The organism is Treponema primitia (genome assembly GCF_046533075.1).
Classification (GTDB): domain Bacteria; phylum Spirochaetota; class Spirochaetia; order Treponematales; family Breznakiellaceae; genus Termitinema; species Termitinema primitia_B.
This window is the reverse complement of the sequence record NZ_JAJQRB010000083.1, coordinates 86,566-107,230: the sequence shown is the minus strand read 5'-3', so window position 1 is coordinate 107,230 and position 20,665 is coordinate 86,566. Positions and strand designations below refer to the sequence as shown.

The following is a 20,665-nucleotide window of genomic DNA, read 5'->3' as shown; positions in this document are numbered from 1 at the left end:
TTAAGAATAACCACGGACCTCACGGACAAAGACGGTAATGTATTAGTCCGTGTGGTCCGTGGCGTGGTTGATCCGAAGAATTCCCAATGGTATACTTCTTCAATATGAGACGACTTGTTTTGGCCGCCCCGGTCATGGCACTGATTTTTCTAATGAGTTCCTGTCCCACCGACTCGGGGGACTCGGGGACTAAGAATCCCTATAGCGGTCTGGCGAGCAGACAATTCTGGGCTCAGGATATGAGTACCCCCGAATCCAACTACTATACGCTTAACGCGGTTAAACTTGCGGAGGGGCAACGATGCATCGTCTGGGCTGAAAAAAACGCCGAGGTATCCGTTGATACCGGAAAAGCCATCGCTAAAGAGTATGATAACAACATTTATTCAAGAATAACGAATCTTTTCGGTTCCGATGAGCTCATGAATTTTGGTGATGTGGACAACAACGGTAAATTCACCCTGCTTCTGCTGGATATCAAAGATGGCTATAGCAGCCCCGGGGGGGCCTACACTGCGGGTTATTTCGGCAGCGCCGATTTATTTTCGGGAACCAATTCCAATAAGGCGGATATGATCTATGTGGATACCTATCCGTCGAAACTCGGTTCCCCCGAGTCCTATGCCACCATTGCCCATGAACTCCAGCATTTTATCAATTATGTCACATCACAGAAGAAACGACCTTATTTAATGGATACCTGGATTGATGAAGGGCTTTCAACCGCCGCAGAGTATATCTACCTGGGGGGGCATGATATGTCCCGGGTTAACAGGTTTATATACAGCCAAACCATTGCACAGGGAAATAACTTCTTCGTCTGGGGAGAAGACAAGAACGTTGTTTTGGATGAATATTCCACCGCCTACCTCTTTTTCCAGTGGCTCAGGCTGCAATCAGGCGGAACCGGTATTTATAGGGATATTATCACTTCAAATTATTATGATTACCGGGCGGTTATCGGGGCGATTACCGGCGCCTTTGCCGCCGGTCTGGGTACAAAAACATGGGAAAATGTGCTGCGGACATGGTTTGCGGCGAATTATATCAACAGCGCCAATGGAATATACGGCTATAAGGGTGACCTTCCCACCGTGCGGGTATGGGCTATCGGGGGATCAACAAAATACCTATTGCCCGGCGAAGGGGTGTACAGCGTTGTCGGCGCTGCCTCCGGTACGCTCCCCTCAGGCGGCGGCTCACACATCAAATATGCGGGACTGGGTAAAACCCCTTCGCCCAGCGTCAGCGTTTTCACCTTTCCTGCCAACGGAAGGCTCCTTACCTTTAATGCCTTAGATGATTGGAACCAATATGCGAAGGACAATTATATTAACACAGTAGAGGGTCTTCGGGAAACCGGCAAACTTACCGGCGGGGCGGCGGAAACAATTCCAAGCGCTTCCATTGCGGGAAATGGCCGGCAGGCATGGCGGCAGCCGGATTCCTGGGTAATTGATGCACGGGATATTTTAGGACGCCGGGAACGCGAAGAAACGGCGCCTATAAAACTGTGGAGTCAGGACAATGGGGCGGAATAGACCCCGGACACTATTTCTCATGCTCCCCCTCATGCTCTCCGCAGTTATGCTGATGGGTCTGGGCGGGCAGGATGAAATCCCCAACACCGTCCGGGTTACGGGCCGGGTGCGGCTGATAGGAAGCGGCCCCGGGATGGAGCTGGTTATTACCGGGACCGACCGGGAATGGCGTATTGACAAAGAGGACCGGGACAAGCTCTGGGATCTCCAGCAGCAGAACGTAACCGTGGAAGGGCAGGAAAGCTCCCAGGAAATGACCTTTGCCAACGGTACTCCCATCGGTACCTGGTACTTTCTCCGAAAAATCAAAGTCATCGAAACTTCTGAGAAGAAGTAATCATGAAGAAAAATGAGGGATGAAGAATTTAAACGCAGAGATCACGGAGGGAAGAACACAGAGGCCGCAGAGGAAGAGGAAAATGCCACTTTCCCATCTTCCTCTGTGATCTCTGTGTTTCCTCTGTGATCTCTGCGGTTTTTTTCTTCGACTTCTTCGACTTCGCGGTCAAAATTCCTCATCCCCATGGTCAAAATTCATTGAAGGGCGCGCAGGAATTCTGTGGTTCCCTGTTTGTTTTCTCCGGGGCCTACACAAGATGGGCAGCCGTCTTTGCAGGGACATTCTGTAAGTACCCGGTATATGGAGCGGAACAGTTCTCCTGTCCGATGTGATAGACTTTCTGCAAGACCGGTACCACCGGGGTACTTATCGTAAATGTACAGGGCGGGTAGGGCGAAGTGTGGGTCCCGGACCCGTTCCGCTACGCCGATATCCCTGGGATCGCAGAGAAGGAAAACCGGGGCTATGTGTTTGATCAGGGTTCCTGTTCCGGCGAGGATTGAGCCGATCTCGTCTTCCCCAAAGCCGGAAAGAGCCGCCCCGCCTCCGGTGGTCTCGCCAAAGAGCAGTACCAGGGAGCGGGTCTGCATTTCCTCCTCCGGCAGTTCGATGTCCCCGTAGCCGACATTCTCGTGGGTGTGGAAGCGGATCTTTTTGAACTTGGCAACCTGGGACCGGACCAGTACATCGCACAAAACGCCTGCAGCGTTTTGTGTTGCAGAATGTCCACGGACATTCTGCCCTAATTTTTCTTCCAAGGGGTAACTAAGGGTCTCGTCTTCGGTGAGTACCTTGATATCCGTTTTTACCAGACCGTCGGTAAAGTAATTCACCTCCGCTTCCCGGACCAGACATTTCCGGTTGGCGATATCCAGGGATTCTACCAGGTACTGCCTGCCGCGGTGCATATATACTGCGTTTTTAAAGATCAGTTCCTTAGCGCTGGGCCTGTCCATCTCGCCGATAACGGTGTTGCGCCCCTCGGTTACATCCACAATCACCACATTATCCGCTAAGGCGGAGCGGAGGCTGATCCCCTCCGCCGGGAAGGATCGATCCGCCCAATGCCATCGTCCCGTAGTATGACGTACGATGCCCTCTTCTTCCAGGAAGGAAAGTACTTCTCCCACATCCTTTCCGAAGGGTTCATCACCCTTTTCTATGGTCTCATCCCGGAAGGGCAGCTCAAAGGCGGCGCATTTAACATGGTCCGTAAGTATATAGGGGTTATCCGGATTAATCCGCGCTTCCTCGGCGCTTTTCCGGAAAAACCATTCGGGATCGTTCATGATAAATTGGTCCAGCGGTGATGCTGACGCCACAAAGACCGATACCGAGGAGCCGCCCCTCCGTCCCGCCCGGCCTGACTGCTGCCAGAAGCTGTTAAAGGAGCCGGGAAAGCCTGCCACCACCGAAGCGTCCAGGCCGCCTATGTCTATGCCCAGTTCCAGGGCATTGGTGGAAACCACCCCGCGGATAGTCCCTTCACGCAGACCCTTCTCAATTTCCCGCCGCTCGTTGGGGAGCAGGCCGCCCCTATAGGCTTCCACCCGGATCCGTTTATTATCGGTGTAGATATTGGCCAGGTCCTCGTTCACATACGCGGCGGCCACCTCGGTTTTTACCCTGGAATGGGCAAAGAGTATGGTCTTAATACCCCCCTTGAGGAAGGCCAGCATCCAGCGCCGGCTTTCGGTCACCACCGAACGGCGTATGCCCTGAACCGCGTCCACCAGGGGCGGGTTGTAGAGGATGATCCGCTTTTCTCCCCGGGGCGCCCCGTTGTTATCCACCAGGGTAACATCGCCGCCTATCAGGGTTTCCGCCAGTTCCTTGGGGTTGGCGATGGTGGCGGAGCAGAGGATAAACTGGGGCTTTGAACCGTAAAAGGCGCAGACCCGCCGCAGCCGCCGCAGCACATCCGCCACATGGCTTCCCAGGACCCCCCGGTAGGCGTGGGCTTCGTCGATGACTATGTACTTAAGGTTGGAAAAAAACTTGATCCACCGGGGATGGTTGGGAAGTATCCCCGCATGGAGCATGTCCGGATTGGAGATGATGATCCGCCCCGTATCCCGGGCCGCCACCCGCAGCGAATCCGGCGTATCCCCGTCATAGGTACTCACCTTTATGGGTATCTCTTCGCCTACCAATTCGTTCAGCTCCGACTGCTGGTCCTGGGACAGGGCCTTGGTGGGGAAGAGGTACAGGGCACGGGCTTTTTCGTCCCGCAGCAGCGCCTGCAGGGTAGGCAGGTTGTAACAGAGGGTTTTCCCCGAAGCAGTGGGGGTTACCACCACCACATTCCGGCCCCGCTGTACCACATCCCAGACCTCAGCCTGGTGGGTATAGATTTCCCGGATACCCCGATCCCGCAGTCCGGCGGCAATCCGGCTGTCTAAATCCGCCGGAAGGGGGACAAAAACCCCATCCGTAGCCGGTAGGAGCCGTTCTTCCACAATATAGGGGGCAAAACCCGGATCGGTGAGGATTTTTTTCAATTCTTTCGCTGCATTTTCCATATTTTTTATAGTAACCCTAAGAAAGAATAAACGTATAGTATCGACAGATTGGTAATTCCTATCTATAATAGGGTTATAGGTTTTTGCCGATAAAAATAAAGGGGGTTCTATGACTGAAGTTCTATCTATAGTACTAGGTGGTGGCAAGGGGACCCGTTTATTTCCTTTAACCCAGTCAAGGGCAAAGCCGGCTGTTCCCTTTGGGGGCAAATTCAGGATCGTGGATATCCCTATTTCAAATTGCATTAACGCGGGCTTCAGGCAAATCTATATTCTTACCCAGTTCAACTCCGCCTCCCTCCATCTTCATCTGGCCCATGCCTATGCCTTTGATACCTTTTCCAAGGGCTTTGTGGAAATCCTTGCGGCGGAACAGACCAATGAACATTCCGGGTGGTATGAGGGTACCGCCGATGCGGTGCGGAAAAATTTTGTCCATTTCAGAACCCAGAGGCCGGACTATTACATCATCCTGTCCGGGGATCAGCTGTACCGGATGGACCTTCAGGATTTCCTGAAGAAGCACCAGGAATCCGGGGCGGCCATAACCATAGCCAGTACCCCGGTTTCCCGGGAAGACGCCAGCCAACTGGGGATACTCCAGGTAAACAAGAAAAATGAAATTACGGAATTTTTAGAAAAACCCGGTCCTACCAAGGATATTGGGGATTATAAGGTACCCATTGAATTGAAGAGGGACAAAAACGGCAAGGCCGATGAATATTTGGCCTCCATGGGTATCTATATTTTTAACGCCGCCGCCATGGAAAGCTGTCTGGATAATGAGTTTACCGATTTTGGTAAGGAAATCATCCCCACCGCCATCCATAACCTCAAGGTCAACGCCTATATTTTTAACGGCTACTGGGAAGACATCGGAACCATCCGGAGTTTTTACGAAGCAAACCTGGAACTGACCACCCTCAAGCCCCGCTTTGATTTTTACGATGAGGACCGGCCCATCTATACCCATGTACGGAACCTGCCCCCATCAAAGATGAATTTCAGCAACATGAACCAATCCATCGCCGCCGAAGGTTGTATCATCACCAATGCATCCATTGCCAATTCCATTGTCGGGGTCCGCACCATCATTGAATCCGGCGCCAGCCTGAACGGGGTAATTTGTATGGGCGCCGACTTCTACGAAACGGAAATCCAGAAACAGCAGAACGCCGAAGCCCGGGTTCCAAACGTGGGCATAGGTAAGGGCGCCATTGTTAAGGGCGCTATCATCGACAAAAACGCCTGCATAGGCGAAGGCTGCCGTATCGGCATCGACGATATGAACCGCACCGATGGTAACTACGGCAACTACTACATTGTGGACGGCATCATCGTTATCCCGAAAAACACGGTACTGTACCCGGGCACGGTGATTTAGCCCTTACAGTCCGGGACAGGGATATTCTTATTTCTTTTATCAGGTATGGGCCTTTGGGTCCCGGGTTAAGGGAACTTCCCATCCCTACTAATACCCACCGTGAGGCAGAAACTGGCTAAAATAGGTGAAAAAACCATCTCATTTATCGAAAAACCCTACAATTTTTATCAAGTAAGGTATTTTTGGGATAATTTTCCCAAAGATTGATTAAAAGATATAGAAATATCCTTTACAAATCGATGCATAAGCTCTTTTGTTTCGTCATCGGCCGCTTCGTCCGGTCTAAAAAGCTCATAAACCTCAATTTCAAGCATATTGGCAAGTTTTACCAGGGTTAAAGAGGATACCCAGCTTTTTCCGGTCTCAATATCAGCCAAAAAATTGGTCGAAAGGTCGAGCTTTTCTGCTAAGACCGCTTGAGACCAGCCACGAAGACCCCTATAACGTTTGATGTTAGCGCTTAAAATCCTCCGTAAATCATGTTCTTCCATATGTCATCCTGACTTTATTCTAAATTGTAGTTGACAGGCAGAAAAATGGATAATAGGATATCATTACCCATGGTATTATCATGGGTAATAAACATGATGTCCTAAGGACAAGGAGGTTTTTATGAAACCCAAAAGGCTTTTATTGATAATGATCAGCATAGTGTTGGCATTGGGGTTAGCGCTTACCGGCTGCGGTGATCCGGGCGGTGGTCCGACCGGCGGTGGTGGCGACGGTGATGGTCAGACCGGCGACGGTGGTGACGGTGGTGACGGCGGCGGCGGCGGTGGTGGCGGCGGTGGCGGTGGCGGTGGCGGCGGTGGCGGTGGTGGCGGCGGCGGCGGTGACGGTAGCGAGGTATCCCCATTCTTGCTAACCGAAAATATATGGACCGATGGCGAAATTATCTCGACCACCCCTGATAACAAGGTATGGTATACGCTTGACGTTACAAGCGGAACCACCTACTACATCTGGTTGAATGATAGTAAGGTAAGTGGCGGCGCAACCAGTGGTGATGGTAGCAAAACGCTCAGTGCTGAGTTTAGTGCTGATTATGCAGACGGATCATATATCTTTTCCAGCGCTCATGCCGCTTTTACAACACCGCGTGAGTTTACTGCGGATCAAACAGGCGCTGTAAAAATAACGGTGAATCCTTGGGGCAGCGGTACCGGAACCTATGCACTTGTCTACTCCACTGCCAGTGCACGGCCTGATATCAATATTACCCTGTCCATAAGTGCCAATGGTTCTGCCCTCTATACCACTAGCCGCATAACCTTGTCTTCCAACACAGCAATCAGTGGGCTTAGCCAGGGTGATTTTGTTATAAGCGGCATACCTGGTATTACCATAGACAGCTGGAACGGTACGACTGTGGCGCCTTTTGTCTACTGGCTGAACATTAGAGACTTTACACAAGGCGGTGAATTGAGTGTAACAGTGCAGAAAACAGGCTATGCAGTGAGCGAACCGCAGCCGGTTACTATTTACTATGCCGGCAAAGGCTGGACCAGGGATACCACATCTCCATCATCCGGTCCAAATGCCATAGCTTATCGTAGCGGAAGATTCGTCACCGTTGGTAGTGGTTCTCAATCGGCTTGGTCAACCGATGGCGTTGCCTGGAACAATGTAACCATATCAGCTGGTTCTTTTACATACACAGCTATAGCGGGAGGGGCTAATCATTTTGTCGCAGTCGGCTCCAGCGGGAGAATAGCAGAAACAAGCAACGGATCTTCCTGGACAATTATTTCACCTTCTCCATTTGGTACTACACAAATAAATGGCGTAATCTATGGCGGAGGGAAGTTTGTTGCGGTTGGAGATTCAGGGAAGGCGGCATATTTTACAGATTCTGTTGCAATAGGAACACCGACCCTCGGAGGCGACACAAAATTTGGTACTTCCAATATTTATGATGTAGCCTATGGTGGCAGTAAATTTGTTGCGGTTGGCGCAGGCGGAAAAGCGGCATATTCCGGCGACGGTATAACCTGGACCGCCGTAGACGATTCAAAATTTGGCGGTTCTGCCATTTATACTATAAGCTACGGCAACGAAAAATTTGTCGCGGCCGGTCAAAGCGGGAAAGCGGCATATTCCAGCGATGGTATAACCTGGACCATCATAACTGATATAACATTTGGTTCTGCCGCCATTGATGACATAGCCTACGGCGGCGGGAAATTTGTTGCGGTCAGCGAAAATGCCAATGCCGCATATTCCACCGATGGCATCACATGGACAGCTATGGAAGACTATTATTACAGTGTTTATAATGGCAACATCCATTTCAGCTCTGTAAGCTACGGCAGCGACAGATTTGTTGCAGCAACCGGCAGCAGTACCGCGTATTGGATTACGCCATAACAGTGTTAAGTAAGCTATACGCTGCGCCGCAGCAGCGGCTTGGCGTATAGCTTGCACGTGCTGAAATATTGGATGACCCCTTATTAAAAGAACACCATATTCATACTTGACCTTATACAAAATATGGGATATACTAAGTATATCCTATTAGGAGGGAGGAAAATATGGTAACGTCAATTGTTAAATGGGGAAATAGTCAGGGAATACGGCTCCCAAAGACTTTTTTAAAAAATATCAATATATCGGAAAATGATAAAGTTGATGTGCTATTAGAAAATGAAGCAATAGTTATTAAAAAAATAAATGGAAAGAAACATAAAACCACAAAAGAAAGAATATTAGAATTTTATGGTAAGGAAAAAAGTGGGAAGAAACAAAAAGAAATAGATTGGGGAAAGCCATTGGGAAAAGAAATATGGTAAAACAGGGTGATATAATTTGGCTTGATTTTGATCCGCAAACCGGACATGAACAAAAGGGTAGACGACCCGCTCTTGTTGTAAGCAATCAAAGTTTTAATAATTTTTCAAGTTTAATAATTGTTTGTCCAATTACAAACACGGATAAAAATCATCCGTTTCATATAAAATTGGATAAGGGAACAAAAACAACAGGGGTAATTCTTTGCGATCAAGTAAGAACATTGGATCCCAATGCACGTAATGCTGAATACATTGAAGAGGTTGCGGATGAAATATTATTCGATGTAATTGACATTATAAATGGCTTTGTTGAAATTGAAAAATAATTGTATAAACCCCCTCTTAAAGCACCACCGGCTGCACGGTCTCCGGCGCCGGATGCCCGGCTGTTTTTGGAGCCTGCTGTACCGTTATCTTTCCGTCACGGCCATCGGCGATAAACACCGCGCCGAAGGGGTAGTTCCCCTCCAACAGCATCGTTGACAGCGGATCTTCAAGCTCCTTCTGAATAGCCCGGCGCATGGGCCGTCCGCCGTATTTTGGGTCCCAGCCCTTTTCGATAAGGATTTTCCGGGCTCCGGGGAGGACTTCGATGGAGTAACCCTGTTCCGCCAGCCGCTGGGCAAGTTCTTCAACCTGAAGCTCCAGGATGGATTCCACCTGTTTTTCGTCCAGGGCATGGAAAACCACCACGTCGTCCACACGGTTGATAAATTCCGGGTTAAAGAGCCGGCGCAGTTCCGCCATGGCGGCGCTCTGTATCTCCGCTATGTCCATGATGCCGGTCTCGGAGGAAAAGCCTAATCGTGAGTCCCGGGAAATCTCCCGCACACCGGCGTTGCTGGTCATGATAATAACGGTGTTACGGAAGTTGACCGTGTGTCCAAGGTTGTCCTTCAGCTCACCTTCTTCCAATACCTGTAAGAGCAGGTTGAAGACATCATGGTGGGCCTTTTCAATTTCGTCAAAGAGGACTACCCGGTAGGGGTTCCGCCGTATCCGCTCGGTGAGGACCCCCCCTTCTTCGTAACCCACATAACCGGGAGGGGCGCCCACGAGCCGGGAGGCGTTGTGTTTTTCCATATAATCGGACATGTCGATACGGACCAGGGAATCCTCGTTGCCGAAAAGATACTCCGAAAGCCGTTTAGCCAAAAGCGTTTTGCCCACACCGGTGGGACCAAGGAAGATGAAGGAGCCCAGGGGACGTTTGGGGGATGAAATCCCCGCCCGGGACCTGCGTATGGCGGAGGAGATCCGCCGCACCGCCTCATCCTGCCCCACCAATTCCTTGTGAAGCTCCTCCTCAATCTTGAGCAGCCGCCTTGATTCCTGTTCCTCCAGCCGGGTCAGGGGTATGCCCGTAGTTTCCGCCACGATCCGCCGCATATCGCCTTCGCTTACTACCATCCGTTCATCCCGGGAGGAACGCTCCCAGGCGTCCCGGACCGATTCCAGCCGCAGTCTGAGGTTCCGTACCCGGTCCCGTATTCCCGCAGCCCGTTCGTAGTCCTGTATCGAAACCAGGGCGTTCTTTTCGTTGCTTAACTGCTGAATCTCCGTTTCTATGTCGGAGATTTCCGGGGGATTGCCTCCCCCTTCCAGCTTCCGCATGGCCCCGGCTTCGTCCAGAATATCGATGGCCTTATCGGGCATGAACCGGCCGACTATGTAACGCTGGGCAAGCCGCGCCGCAGCGGAAACCGATTCCGGGGTATAGGTCACCCGGTGATGGTCTTCGTACTTTTTCTGAATCCCCTTGAGAATTTTCAGGGTTTCCTCAAGCCCGGGCTCATCAACCTGCACCGCCTGGAAACGGCGCTCCAGGGCGGCGTCTTTTTCAAAGTGCTTCCGGTATTCGGCCAGGGTGGTGGCGCCTATACACTGGATATCCCCCCGGGAAAGGGCGGGCTTGAGCATATTTGAAGCGTCGATGGTTCCCTCGGCGCCCCCCGCTCCGATGATCGTGTGTATTTCATCGATAAAGAGGATCACATTTTTAGCTGCGGCGATCTCCTTCATAATCTTTTTAAGCCGTTCCTCGAATTCGCCCCGGTACTTGGTCCCCGCAACTACGGAACCCAGGTCCAGGGAGAGGATACGTTTCCCCGCCAGCATTTCGGGAATATCTTCCTCAGAAAAAAGCTGGGCCAGCCCCTCTACGATGGCGGTCTTGCCCACCCCGGGCTCTCCCACCAAAACGGGGTTGTTCTTAGTCCGCCGGGCCAGGATACGCACTGCCCTGCCGATTTCCTTCCTCCGGTTGATAACCGGGTCCAGTTTACCCTGCTTAGCCAGGGCAGTAAGGTCCCGGGAGTATTCATCCAGGGTAGGGGTGGAACTCAGGGGCGGATAGGAGGCTGATTTTGCCCGGTTTGAATGTGACCGGGATTCCTTCGAGGATTGGTGGGGGAAATTGGACGGGTAAAGATCCGCATTTCCCATATACGTTCCTGCGGCGGAAAAGAATTCGCTTTCCTGCCCGGAACTGCCATGGTTAAAGGTAGTCTGAACCACGACCCGCAGCATATCCGTATCCACCGCCCGTTGGTTCAGGTAAAGCTGAACCGGGGAATCCTGTTCCCGCATGGCCGCAAAGAGGAGATGTTCCGTACCGATATAGTCGTTCCCCATGGAGCGGGTCTCCTCGGCGGCGTTTTCCAGCATGGTTCTGGTCCGTTTAGAGGGAGGTACATCCCCAAAAACCAGTACCCCGGACATACGGGTTATTTCGTTCTCCAGGGTATGCCGGAATTCCAGCAGATCTATTCTGAGGAACATCAGCGCCTTACAGGCTATGCCTGCCCCATCCTTAAGCAGGGCGATAATCACATGCTCCGGAAGAAGCTGGTCCGAATTAAAATGCCGCGCCTCTTCCTGGGCGTCAATGGTCAATATGCGATGGGCCCGCTGGGTTAAACCTTTCGACAAGGAAAGCCTCCAATTAATCCTGATAGAGTAAATGATAACACAGGAAGGGCAATCAAGCCATAGTCTTTGGGAAATATCCCTTTTTCAGGATTATCGGCAAAGACGGGCGGAGGGAGGGGCATCCCCGGTCGAGCACGCTTGTAGAGCCTGCTTGCGGAGCCCCTTCGGGTCTCCTCCAGCAGAGAATTCCAAAATGTGCTCGACCGGGGATGCCCCTCCCTCCGCCCGCCGGTGTTTATAGTATGAAGAGGGGGTGTTTACTTTGAGGAAAGTGCCTGGTACAACATCATACATTTAAGGATGTTTAACCGCAAAGTCGAAGGGGGCGAAGAAGTATTTAATGTAACTTTTGTTAAAATAATTCATTTTATTTATATATTATCCGGAGGTACTTATGTATAAAAGATTTGTATTTGTTTTGTTGGTTTTGGGTTTTTGTTTTGGCTTATATGCACAAGAAGAAAAAGTTAATCGTTTCTCTTGGAGTATGGGCTACAATTTTTCACCATCCACTAATGGAATTGCTGCTTCTACCGATTTTGGGTTTTTAATTTTCCATAATGAAGAATTGGACATAAGAAACCAGCTCGGGTTAAATTCGCTAACGTTAAATGATAACGATGATTTGACAAATACTGCATATACATTTACTGAAAAATTCAGTTTTGGAAAAATAACAGCAAATAAACTTTTTCGGTATTATTCGTTTCTTGAAGGTGGAATAGGTATTTACTCAAATGATTCAAAGAAATTATTTGAAACGCCTATTGCTTATAATTTTGGGCTTGGAATAGGTCTTGATATATTTGTTGAAAAAAACTTTAGTTTTTTCTTTGAATGGGGGTTTTTGGAACATATTTTAGATAAACAAGATATTTTTGATCCCCGGTTTCAAATGGGTATACGCTTATTTTTTTAACAAAAATTATTACGATGCTACTATCATGATACAATACTGCGCTTCAGTACCATTTCCGCTGCCTTTTGTACCGCTTCAGAAACGCTGCTAAAGGTTATAAAACATTCTATCCCGTGATCTGCAAGTAAGCGGCGCGGATAGTCCCCAATCCTGAGGGCAATAACGGCGGCGCAATCTCCAATGGCGTCAAGGATAGCCTCCATGTTTCCCTCGTGGTCCCGGGGAAGGAAAATTCCGCCCTGTCCTTCCTGGGGGGTACAATATTGCGACACCTCTCTTCTTTCGACAAAACGTGTTTGGCCATTTTTATATTCATATACAAAAAAACCCGTGGCATGTCCAAAATGCTGATCCACCACTACGCCGTTTTTACTGGCCGCCGCAAAAAGCAGACCCGGTTCATCGGGCAATGCTTCCGAACCCTCGGAATTTTCCCGGGTATCACTGCCGCAGGTAAATTCATAGGAAATATCATCATCCAGGGAGCCGATGGCATCGGCCCGGCATTGCCGGCAATGGAACATCTGCGGAATGATGGTTTCACAGGCCCTTCGGACTTTATTCAACTCATCATTGCTGACCAGGGGCATGGATTCAAAAAGGGTTCCTTCCACGGGAATAAGCTGCATGATATTGTGAACCTCGGCCCCCGCGTTTTTTACTTTTTGGGAAATTTCAACCATCAATTCATCGTTAAGCCCCTTGAGAAGCACCGTATTTACTTTGCAGATGATCCCCAGCTTTTTAAGCATCCCAATGCCTTCGTATTGGTTTTTCAGAAGGATGGTCGCCGCTTCAAGCCCGGTATACCGTTTCCCCTGATAATCAATATGGCGGTAAATTCGTCTCCCCATACTGGGCTCAGAAGCATTGATAGTAACCGTCACATGGGAAACCCCGAGTTTTGCAAGTTCTTCGGCATAATGGGGCAGCAGCAATCCGTTTGTTGAAACACAGAAGGTAACATTTTCGTCCAGTTCCCGGATACGCGAAAATGTTTCCTTAACCGGTTCGAAATTTGCCAGGGCATCCCCCGGACCGGCGATACCGACAACATCCAGTTTCCCCAAACGCTGCTTCACTGCGCTATACCGGGTCAATGCTTCGGTGGGGCTCAATACGTTTGCGGTAACCCCGGGACGGCTTTCATTTACACAGTTGAACTTGCGTATGCAGTAGTTACACTGGATATTGCAGAGAGGCGCTACCGGCATATGTATGCGGGTGTTTTTCCCCCCACAGCCATTATAGCAGGGATGGGTAAGGGATTTTATCCTGTTCGCCGTTTCAATATCCATGGTCATTTCCTATAATAAATATCTAAATTATATTATATAAATTGAATTATTGGATGTCAAGAATGAGGCGGCAATTCCGCGAATACTTTATAATTCTATATAATACAACAACTTATAGAGCATTTTCCGGGTACTTGACATGTTTTTCAAACTTCTATAGCTTTGAAAAACCATATGAATTATAAGGTATAAATTGAGGGGTCTGGGTTGTTCAAGTTTGACTGGAGCTATGTTATTGACTATATTCCGAAAATTTTGCAGGCATTACCGCTTACCCTTTTGATAGTCGTGTCCGCTTCGGTGTCCGGGCTTCTTTTGGGGGCTGTTTGGGCCATTTTTCGCATTGAACGTATTCCGGTTTTAGGCAGATTGTCGGCTGTTTTTGTTTCATTTGTCCGGGGCACACCGATTTTTATACAGATGTTCGTTATCTATTACGGGCTCCCCTTGGCGCTTCTTGCTTTCGGGATAAACATCATGCGGGTCGAGAAGCTTATCTTTGTCCTTATTGCCTACGGTGTGAATTCGGGCGCTTTTTTCTCCGAAATAATCCGCTCCTCGGTACAAAGCGTCCCCCGGGAGCAGTGGGACGCCGCATTTTCCGTGGGGCACAGTAAATTGCAAACCTGGCTGCGGATAATTATCCCCCAGAGTATCGTGATAGCCATACCCAGTACGGGAGTTATGATTATTGGACTGCTCGAAGACACCACCCTGGCTTTTGTTATGGGCATAATTGAAGTAGTCGGTAAAGCTCAGTCCCTCGGGAAGCATACCATGCATACCCTTGAGGCATATTTTGTAGTGGCTGTTCTTTTTATCATGCTTTCTTTTTTGATCGAAAGGGCCTTTTTGCACCTTGCCCGGAAGACAAGGACGCAGGGAGCTATTTAAAACGTATACACATTTACTGTGTAAGAAATATTTTCTGGAGGGAATCTATGAAAAAGATTTTTGTGTTGATATTACCAATGATAGCTGCGGTATTGGTATTTTCTGTTGTCTCATGTAAAAAAGCTGATACGAAAGAAGGTACATTAGTGGTTGTGGGAACCGGTAAAACCTATGAACCATACTGTTACCTTGATGCAAACGGTAATTTGGTAGGATTTGAGAAAGCGGTACTGGACGAGGTGGACAGAAGGCTTCCACAGTATTATTTTTCCTACGAGACCTATGATTTTGCCAATGTGCTTATATCCCTTGCCACAAAAAAAGTTGATATTGGAGCCCATGAATTTGAAGAAAACCCGGAACGGCGGGCAACCTATTTATACGGAGAAGAGGGTTACAATGATTATGACAGCTATGTTGTGGTCAATACCCTGGGGAAGTGGGCCAATGTCAATTCAATTGATGAATTTGCCGGGAACCCCGATCCGGGAGCCATCGTAGGGGTCAGTACGGCGTCAAACCATGAAGCCTTTGTAAAAACCTATAACGCCAACCATGACGCGAATCATCAGATTAAGTTTCAGGCGTTCAGTGATGACGAAGTAATGCACACCGAACTCGGCAGCGGACGGATCGCGGCGCGTATTTCGATGTTGGGAGATATACAACGGGCTAACGCCCTGCAGGGGCTGAAGCTGGAATTGCGGGGAGATCCGGTTATCCTGTCAAAGGCGTATTTTATTTTCAGAAAAGACGCTTCGGATCTGCAAAAGGCAGTTGACGGCGCCTTACGCGAAATGAAAGCCGATGGTACATGGGAAAAAATAAAGCAAAAAGAGATCGCCGATTATTACGCGAAATTACAAAAATAATGGATTTCAATTTAACATTTTTTCTACATGCATTTATCGCTGGGCTCAGCGCTGTCCCCCGTTCTCTCTTGGTTGCCATGATTTCCATGTTACTGGGGGTTATCATGGGGCTGCCCATTGCCCTTATCCGGTTTTACCGGGTTCCGTTTTTTAGTACCCTCTTGTCAATCCTTATAACAAGTTTCCGGGGAATTCCGATTGTCATATTTTATTTGGTGTTTTATATATTATTTTCCGAATTTGGCAGGGTTCCCGTTAGTTTTGTGGCGATCGTTGCATTATCATTTCCGGCTACCGTGCGCATGTCCGAGGCGTTTCGCGGCGCCCTTGAATCGGTAAACAAAAACCAGTTTGACGCCGCATATTCGGTGGGACATTCGGGGTACCATGTACTTGTCAGAATCGTTTTACCCCAGATTATCCCGGTAATTCTACCCTTTACGGGGAACATTTGCATACAGATGTTAAAATCGGTTCCCATTGCATCAATAATCGGTATGAATGATATTTTAAATACCGCGCTTTTGGAAGCCACCATTAACTACCGATACATAGAAAGTTATTTTGCGGCGGGGGTTATTTTTTGGGGACTGTTTATCCTGATTGAAAAATCATTTTTATTAATTGAAGCGCACTTTAAAAAACAAATGTACCGGGGGGTAGCGTAATGGCAATGCTTGAAATAAAAAACATTCATAAATCCTTCGCAAAAACCAAGGTACTACAGGGGCTGGATGTTTCGGTAAACGAACGTGATGTGGTAGCGCTTATCGGACCCAGCGGTTCAGGAAAAACAACTCTTCTGCGCTGCATAAATTTTCTTGAACGGGCCGATTCCGGTAAGTTGAGCATCGATGGCCTTCAAGTGGACTTTTCCCATGTGAAGGCCGGGGAAATACAGAATGTCAGACAAAAAACAGCGATGGTATTTCAGAACTATGCGTTGTTTTTGAATAAAAATGCCGGTGAAAATGTTATGGAAGGGCTGCTGGTATCAAAGAAAAAAAGTAAAGATGAGGCCCGCGCCATCGCGGAAGAAATGCTTGAAAAAGTAGGGCTCCACGGCCGTTTTGACAGCAAGCCCTTTGAGCTTTCCGGCGGACAGCAGCAGCGTGTGGGTATAGCCCGTGCCCTGGCGCTTAATCCCAAGGTAATCCTGTTTGACGAGCCCACAAGCGCCCTTGATCCCGAAATAGTAAACGAGATCCTTGAGGTTATCCGCTTTGTGGCAAAAAGCGGCGTCACCATGATAATCGTGACCCATGAAATGCAGTTTGCCTATGATGTGGCAACCAAGGTTATTTTTATTGATAACGGGTTTCTGGTAGAAGAGGGCAAACCAAAAGATATTTTTGATAAGCCAAAAGAAGAACGAACCAAACAGTTTCTTTCACGTTTCAATTTGGGACGTGATTCGCAGTATTATATATAGGAGGAGTATATATGATCATCAATTTGAATTCACAGTTAAAAAAATCCACCGTAGGAACAAGGGAAGATCGTCTGGGGTCAATTACCGGTTATAACGGAGCTTTACAGGATCTGGTTTCCCGCTCATGCTGCGGGACCCTTAAAAACAGGGAACGTTGTTTCAGCCAGTCCAGTATGTGTCTTTCCCTGTGTGCCATTGAACAGCTTTTGGGTATACGGGATATTGCGGTTGTGTATCACGCACCTTCCGGATGCTGCGCCTTTGCCGCCGCCATACATGTACTGGCCCGTCAGATTGCCCAGCGTATCGGCAAACAGAACAATTCGGTATTAATCGGCACGGATATTGACGAAAACGATACTATTTTCGGAGCTATTCCGGCGGTACGTGAAATCATCCTTGAAACCTATAAAAAACACCGGCCCGCAACGATTTTTGTAGCCAGCTCCTGCGTTTCGGGAGTCACGGGAGAAGATATTGACAGTCTGGCGGAAGAACTTTCCGGAGAGCTTCCCGTACCGGTCGTAAGTATTCACTGCGAGGGGTTTAAATCCCGTATCTGGGCATCCGGGTTTGATATTGCGGATCATGCGGTATTGCGTTCCATCGTTAAACCCCCAAAAGAGAAAAGACCGGTTATAAATTTTAAGAATTTTTTTGAAAGTGAACGCAGACAAATTACGAACATGTTCGGCGAATTTGATGTAAAGCCGCAGTTTTTGTACATGAATTCCACGGTGGAAGAGCTTTCACACCTTTCAGAATCATTGGCCAGCGTGTGTATATGCGGTACCCTGGGTACCTACCTTGGAAACGCCCTGGAGTCCCAATACGGCGTTCCCTACATACGCACGATAAATTCCATGGGTATAGCGGGATTTGAGGCATGGATGCGCCGGATTGGGGAGGTCATCCACAAAGAAACCGAAGTGGCGGCTTTTTTAAAACGGGAAAAAGAAAAATATCTTCCCCGAATAAACGAATTAAAACGTGAATTAAAGGGATTACGGGCCGTTATCGGCATGGGACCGGGGTATACCTATGAAGTTACCCGGGTGCTTCAGGAGCTTGATATGGAAGTTGTATGGGCGGCCGCCTGGCACTACGATTACCAATATGACAACAGCGAAGTACCCCCCGCCCTTCAGTGGCTTCAAACCAACTCGCCCTCCGATGTGGGTTTAAGCGTTGCGGATATGCAGAATTATGAGGTACTCAGTATCCTGAACAAATATCAACCGGATCTCTATTTTTCCAGGCATCCGGGCAGCACCGTATGGGCGATTAAGCAGGGTATTGCCGCAATGTACGTAGCGGATGAATACATGATCTTTGGTTACCGCGGTATGCTCAACTTTGCCCAGAGTATAGCTGACACTATCCATAACCGGAGTTTTGAAAAAAATCTGGCCTCCCGTATAAAGCTGCCCTATACATCATGGTGGTATACCCAGCAAAATGACGCCATGCTTTTCCCGGATCGGGTAGCGCCAAGAGTACCGGTACTGGAAAAGGATGTACTGTAATGGCAAAAGTATTATTCCAGCCCCGTTACAAATGCGCCCTGGCTGCAATGCAGACCGTTCACGCGATTCCCCGGGCAATTCCCATTTTACATTCCGGTCCCGGTTGTGCATCAAAGTTAAATGACAACAACGGTACTTCGGGAATGTATTCTCCAAATATATTTCCCTGTACCAGCGTAAGTGAAAAGGAAGTTGTTTTTGGGGGAACCGACAAACTGCGTACCACCATTGAAAATGCTATAAAAATAGTTGACGCAGATTTATTTGTAGTTTTGACGGGATGCACACAGGAGATCGTGGGTGATGATGTGGGCGAGGTGGTAGGCGAGTTTGCTTCCGCGGATAAAAGGGTCATTTTCGCAAACACCCCGGGATTCAAGGGCAATAATTATCTTGGCCACGACTGGGTAATGAAGGCTATTTTTGAACAGTATCTTCCGGAACCGCCTGCCTCCGGGGTAAAAGTACAAAAAGGTATGGTAAACTTATTTGTATCCCCGCCCATGCAGGATCCTTTTTGGCTGGGCAATCTGCGGGAACTTGAATCTCTTGTTTCGGAACTTGGACTTACGGTGAATACGATTTTCGGCCATGCCCGGGGTTTACCGAATATTGATCGTATCCCGGAGGCGGAACTCAATATACTGGTTTCCCCCTGGGCGGGACTTGAAAGTATACAATACCTTGGGGCCAAATATAAAACGCCCTTTTTGCATTACCCGGTGCTGCCCATCGGAGCTTTTGAGACAAGCAAATTTCTGCGTCAGGTCGCGGATATTACCGGCGTTAAAAAAGAAATAACCGAACACCTTATCAATGAAAAAGAGGATGAATACTATTACTATATAGAACGCTACTCGGATATTTTTCTGGAACAGCGTATCATGTCAAAACGGTTTTTAACCGTGGCCGATGCCTTTTACGCTCTGGGGATAACGAAATTTCTGGTGAACGATCTGGGTATGTTCCCCGAAATTCAGTTTATTACCGATGATACGCCGGAAAAATACCGCTCCGGGATCAACCGGGAGTTTGAAAATCTCAATTATGGTATAAAGGCGCAGGTTGAGTATAACACCGACGGAAGTGTGATTGAAGAAAAAATACGGGACATTAATTTTAGCGGTAATCCGCTTATTATAGGTTCAGTTTGGGAACGCGCGGTGGCCCAAAAAGTATCGGGGATATTTGTGAATATTTCGTATCCCATGATAGACCGCATGGTGATTAATGGTCGTGTAGCAGGATACGGCGGAGGACTGAAACTCCTGGAAGATATGTACAGCGAAGCAAGGGCGACACTAGCCCTGTAATAATTTTAATAAGGGAGAAAAACAAATGGCAAAAATGAGGCAGATAGCAATTTATGGAAAAGGCGGTATTGGCAAATCCACCACCACACAAAACCTAACGGCGGGACTGGCCGAAAATAATAAAAATATAATGGTAGTGGGCTGTGATCCAAAGGCGGATTCCACACGGCTCCTGTTGGGTGGTTTACATCAGGAGACGGTATTGGATACGATCCGTAATGGCAATATACAGGTAGAGTTGCAGGATCTTATAAAAATCGGATACAAAAATATCCGCTGCGTCGAGTCCGGGGGCCCGGAGCCGGGAGTTGGTTGTGCGGGCCGGGGAATTATCACCGCAATTAATATGCTTGAAAACCTAGGCGCCTATGATGACACTCTGGATTATGTTTTTTATGATGTCCTTGGGGACGTTGTCTGCGGCGGTTTTGCCATGCCCATCCGGGAAGGGAAGGCGAAGGAAATATATATCGTTGCTTCGGGCGAGATGATGGCCCTTTATGCGGCGAATAATATATGTAAGGGAATTGCAAAATACGCCCTTAAAGGAGAAGTCCGGCTGGGCGGCATTATCTGTAACAGCCGCAACGTTGATAATGAAATTGATTTATTGCGGGCCTTTTCATCCGAAATAAACAGTCAGCTTATCTACCTTATCCCCCGGAATAATATTGTTCAACACGCCGAGCTAAGCAGAAAAACGGTTATTGAATATAGAAGCGACAGCGAACAGGCTGATGAATACCGCGCCCTGGCAAAGGCAGTCGATGAAAACGATAAATTCACCATACCAAAACCCATTGAAGCGGAACGCCTTGAAAAACTTCTCTTTGAACATGGCATGATGGAAGTAAGCGGAAACTACAAGATTTAAAATCCCGTTAAACTCCGGCTGACGGGTGCG

At 48.5% G+C, this 20,665-nt stretch carries 18 protein-coding genes; 14 read left to right on the top strand and 4 right to left on the bottom strand.

Annotation, left to right across the window (positions count from 1 at the left end):
- Positions 1–104: 104 nt before the first annotated feature.
- Both LQZ19_RS17205 and LQZ19_RS17200 read left to right on the top strand, forming a co-directional pair.
- Positions 105–1,541 (top strand): hypothetical protein, encoded by a 1,437-nt coding sequence (locus tag LQZ19_RS17205; protein ID WP_411048921.1) that lies wholly within the window; start codon positions 105–107, stop codon positions 1,539–1,541.
- Positions 1,528–1,878: a hypothetical protein gene (locus LQZ19_RS17200; RefSeq protein ID WP_411048920.1), complete on the top strand. Its 351-nt coding sequence runs from the start codon at positions 1,528–1,530 to the stop codon at positions 1,876–1,878. The genes LQZ19_RS17205 and LQZ19_RS17200 overlap by 14 nt, the downstream gene beginning before the upstream one ends.
- Before the next feature lie 197 nt (positions 1,879–2,075).
- Here LQZ19_RS17200 and LQZ19_RS17195 read toward each other — a convergent pair whose 3' ends face one another.
- Positions 2,076–4,403: a DEAD/DEAH box helicase gene (locus LQZ19_RS17195; protein ID WP_411048919.1), complete on the bottom strand. Its 2,328-nt coding sequence runs from the start codon at positions 4,401–4,403 to the stop codon at positions 2,076–2,078.
- A gap of 109 nt (positions 4,404–4,512) precedes the next feature.
- Here LQZ19_RS17195 and LQZ19_RS17190 point away from each other — a divergent pair, with 109 nt between their 5' ends.
- Positions 4,513–5,787, top strand: a complete 1,275-nt coding sequence (locus LQZ19_RS17190) for a glucose-1-phosphate adenylyltransferase (RefSeq protein WP_411048918.1) — start codon at positions 4,513–4,515, stop codon at positions 5,785–5,787.
- Between the two features lie 167 nt (positions 5,788–5,954).
- Here the strand turns inward: LQZ19_RS17190 and LQZ19_RS17185 are convergent, their stop codons facing one another.
- Positions 5,955–6,278 (bottom strand): helix-turn-helix domain-containing protein, encoded by a 324-nt coding sequence (locus tag LQZ19_RS17185; RefSeq protein WP_411048917.1) that lies wholly within the window; start codon positions 6,276–6,278, stop codon positions 5,955–5,957.
- Between the two features lie 121 nt (positions 6,279–6,399).
- Here LQZ19_RS17185 and LQZ19_RS17180 point away from each other — a divergent pair, with 121 nt between their 5' ends.
- From LQZ19_RS17180 to LQZ19_RS17170, 3 genes are all read left to right on the top strand, one after another.
- On the top strand, positions 6,400–8,154 hold the full coding sequence (locus tag LQZ19_RS17180) for a beta propeller repeat protein (protein WP_411048916.1): 1,755 nt from the start codon (positions 6,400–6,402) through the stop codon (positions 8,152–8,154).
- A gap of 164 nt (positions 8,155–8,318) precedes the next feature.
- Complete coding sequence (locus LQZ19_RS17175) at positions 8,319–8,576, top strand: AbrB/MazE/SpoVT family DNA-binding domain-containing protein (RefSeq protein ID WP_411048915.1); 258 nt, start codon at positions 8,319–8,321, stop codon at positions 8,574–8,576.
- A complete protein-coding gene (locus LQZ19_RS17170; protein ID WP_411048914.1) occupies positions 8,570–8,902 on the top strand; it encodes a type II toxin-antitoxin system PemK/MazF family toxin in 333 nt (110 codons plus the stop codon). The genes LQZ19_RS17175 and LQZ19_RS17170 overlap by 7 nt, the downstream gene beginning before the upstream one ends.
- Positions 8,903–8,918: 16 nt before the next feature.
- Here LQZ19_RS17170 and LQZ19_RS17165 read toward each other — a convergent pair whose 3' ends face one another.
- On the bottom strand, positions 8,919–11,507 hold the full coding sequence (locus LQZ19_RS17165) for an ATP-dependent Clp protease ATP-binding subunit (RefSeq protein WP_411048913.1): 2,589 nt from the start codon (positions 11,505–11,507) through the stop codon (positions 8,919–8,921).
- Positions 11,508–11,901: 394 nt separating this feature from the next.
- Between LQZ19_RS17165 and LQZ19_RS17160 the strand changes: the two genes are divergently transcribed.
- Entirely contained in the window at positions 11,902–12,426 is a 525-nt protein-coding gene (locus tag LQZ19_RS17160) for a hypothetical protein (protein WP_411048912.1), read from the top strand.
- Between the two features lie 23 nt (positions 12,427–12,449).
- Here LQZ19_RS17160 and LQZ19_RS17155 read toward each other — a convergent pair whose 3' ends face one another.
- Positions 12,450–13,724, bottom strand: a complete 1,275-nt coding sequence (locus LQZ19_RS17155; protein WP_411048911.1) for a radical SAM protein — start codon at positions 13,722–13,724, stop codon at positions 12,450–12,452.
- A 207-nt stretch (positions 13,725–13,931) separates the two neighbouring features.
- Here LQZ19_RS17155 and LQZ19_RS17150 point away from each other — a divergent pair, with 207 nt between their 5' ends.
- The 7 genes from LQZ19_RS17150 to nifH all read left to right on the top strand — a co-directional run bounded on the left by LQZ19_RS17150 (position 13,932) and on the right by nifH (position 20,635).
- On the top strand, positions 13,932–14,618 hold the full coding sequence (locus LQZ19_RS17150) for an amino acid ABC transporter permease (protein ID WP_411048910.1): 687 nt from the start codon (positions 13,932–13,934) through the stop codon (positions 14,616–14,618).
- A 47-nt stretch (positions 14,619–14,665) separates the two neighbouring features.
- The gene (locus LQZ19_RS17145) at positions 14,666–15,490 is read left to right on the top strand and encodes a transporter substrate-binding domain-containing protein (protein WP_411048909.1); all 825 of its coding nucleotides are present in this window, start codon (positions 14,666–14,668) and stop codon (positions 15,488–15,490) included.
- A gap of 77 nt (positions 15,491–15,567) precedes the next feature.
- Positions 15,568–16,158: an ABC transporter permease subunit gene (locus LQZ19_RS17140; RefSeq protein WP_411048908.1), complete on the top strand. Its 591-nt coding sequence runs from the start codon at positions 15,568–15,570 to the stop codon at positions 16,156–16,158.
- A complete protein-coding gene (locus tag LQZ19_RS17135; protein WP_486401709.1) occupies positions 16,158–16,922 on the top strand; it encodes an amino acid ABC transporter ATP-binding protein in 765 nt (254 codons plus the stop codon). Before LQZ19_RS17140 ends, LQZ19_RS17135 begins: the two co-directional genes overlap by 1 nt.
- Positions 16,923–16,933: 11 nt before the next feature.
- Positions 16,934–18,448 (top strand): nitrogenase component 1, encoded by a 1,515-nt coding sequence (locus tag LQZ19_RS17130; RefSeq protein WP_411048907.1) that lies wholly within the window; start codon positions 16,934–16,936, stop codon positions 18,446–18,448.
- Complete coding sequence (locus LQZ19_RS17125; RefSeq protein ID WP_411048906.1) at positions 18,448–19,761, top strand: nitrogenase component 1; 1,314 nt, start codon at positions 18,448–18,450, stop codon at positions 19,759–19,761. The genes LQZ19_RS17130 and LQZ19_RS17125 overlap by 1 nt, the downstream gene beginning before the upstream one ends.
- A gap of 34 nt (positions 19,762–19,795) precedes the next feature.
- Positions 19,796–20,635, top strand: coding sequence for a nitrogenase iron protein (nifH, locus tag LQZ19_RS17120; protein WP_411048949.1), 840 nt, complete (start codon positions 19,796–19,798; stop codon positions 20,633–20,635).
- Positions 20,636–20,665 lie beyond the last annotated feature (30 nt).

Bases quoted from the DNA above. Each gene is read 5' to 3' on its own strand.
- LQZ19_RS17145 (WP_411048909.1), top strand. From the start codon at position 14,666: ATGAAAAAGATTTTTGTGTTGATATTACCAATGATAGCTGCGGTATTG.
- LQZ19_RS17185 (WP_411048917.1), bottom strand. From the start codon at position 6,278: ATGGAAGAACATGATTTACGGAGGATTTTAAGCGCTAACATCAAACGT.
- LQZ19_RS17200 (WP_411048920.1), top strand. From the start codon at position 1,528: ATGGGGCGGAATAGACCCCGGACACTATTTCTCATGCTCCCCCTCATG.
- LQZ19_RS17205 (WP_411048921.1), top strand. From the start codon at position 105: ATGAGACGACTTGTTTTGGCCGCCCCGGTCATGGCACTGATTTTTCTA.
- LQZ19_RS17195 (WP_411048919.1), bottom strand. From the start codon at position 4,403: ATGGAAAATGCAGCGAAAGAATTGAAAAAAATCCTCACCGATCCGGGT.
- LQZ19_RS17135 (WP_486401709.1), top strand. From the start codon at position 16,158: ATGGCAATGCTTGAAATAAAAAACATTCATAAATCCTTCGCAAAAACC.
- LQZ19_RS17130 (WP_411048907.1), top strand. From the start codon at position 16,934: ATGATCATCAATTTGAATTCACAGTTAAAAAAATCCACCGTAGGAACA.
- LQZ19_RS17180 (WP_411048916.1), top strand. From the start codon at position 6,400: ATGAAACCCAAAAGGCTTTTATTGATAATGATCAGCATAGTGTTGGCA.
- LQZ19_RS17125 (WP_411048906.1), top strand. From the start codon at position 18,448: ATGGCAAAAGTATTATTCCAGCCCCGTTACAAATGCGCCCTGGCTGCA.
- LQZ19_RS17175 (WP_411048915.1), top strand. From the start codon at position 8,319: ATGGTAACGTCAATTGTTAAATGGGGAAATAGTCAGGGAATACGGCTC.
- LQZ19_RS17160 (WP_411048912.1), top strand. From the start codon at position 11,902: ATGTATAAAAGATTTGTATTTGTTTTGTTGGTTTTGGGTTTTTGTTTT.
- LQZ19_RS17155 (WP_411048911.1), bottom strand. From the start codon at position 13,724: ATGGATATTGAAACGGCGAACAGGATAAAATCCCTTACCCATCCCTGC.
- LQZ19_RS17170 (WP_411048914.1), top strand. From the start codon at position 8,570: ATGGTAAAACAGGGTGATATAATTTGGCTTGATTTTGATCCGCAAACC.
- LQZ19_RS17190 (WP_411048918.1), top strand. From the start codon at position 4,513: ATGACTGAAGTTCTATCTATAGTACTAGGTGGTGGCAAGGGGACCCGT.
- nifH (WP_411048949.1), top strand. From the start codon at position 19,796: ATGAGGCAGATAGCAATTTATGGAAAAGGCGGTATTGGCAAATCCACC.
- LQZ19_RS17140 (WP_411048908.1), top strand. From the start codon at position 15,568: ATGATTTCCATGTTACTGGGGGTTATCATGGGGCTGCCCATTGCCCTT.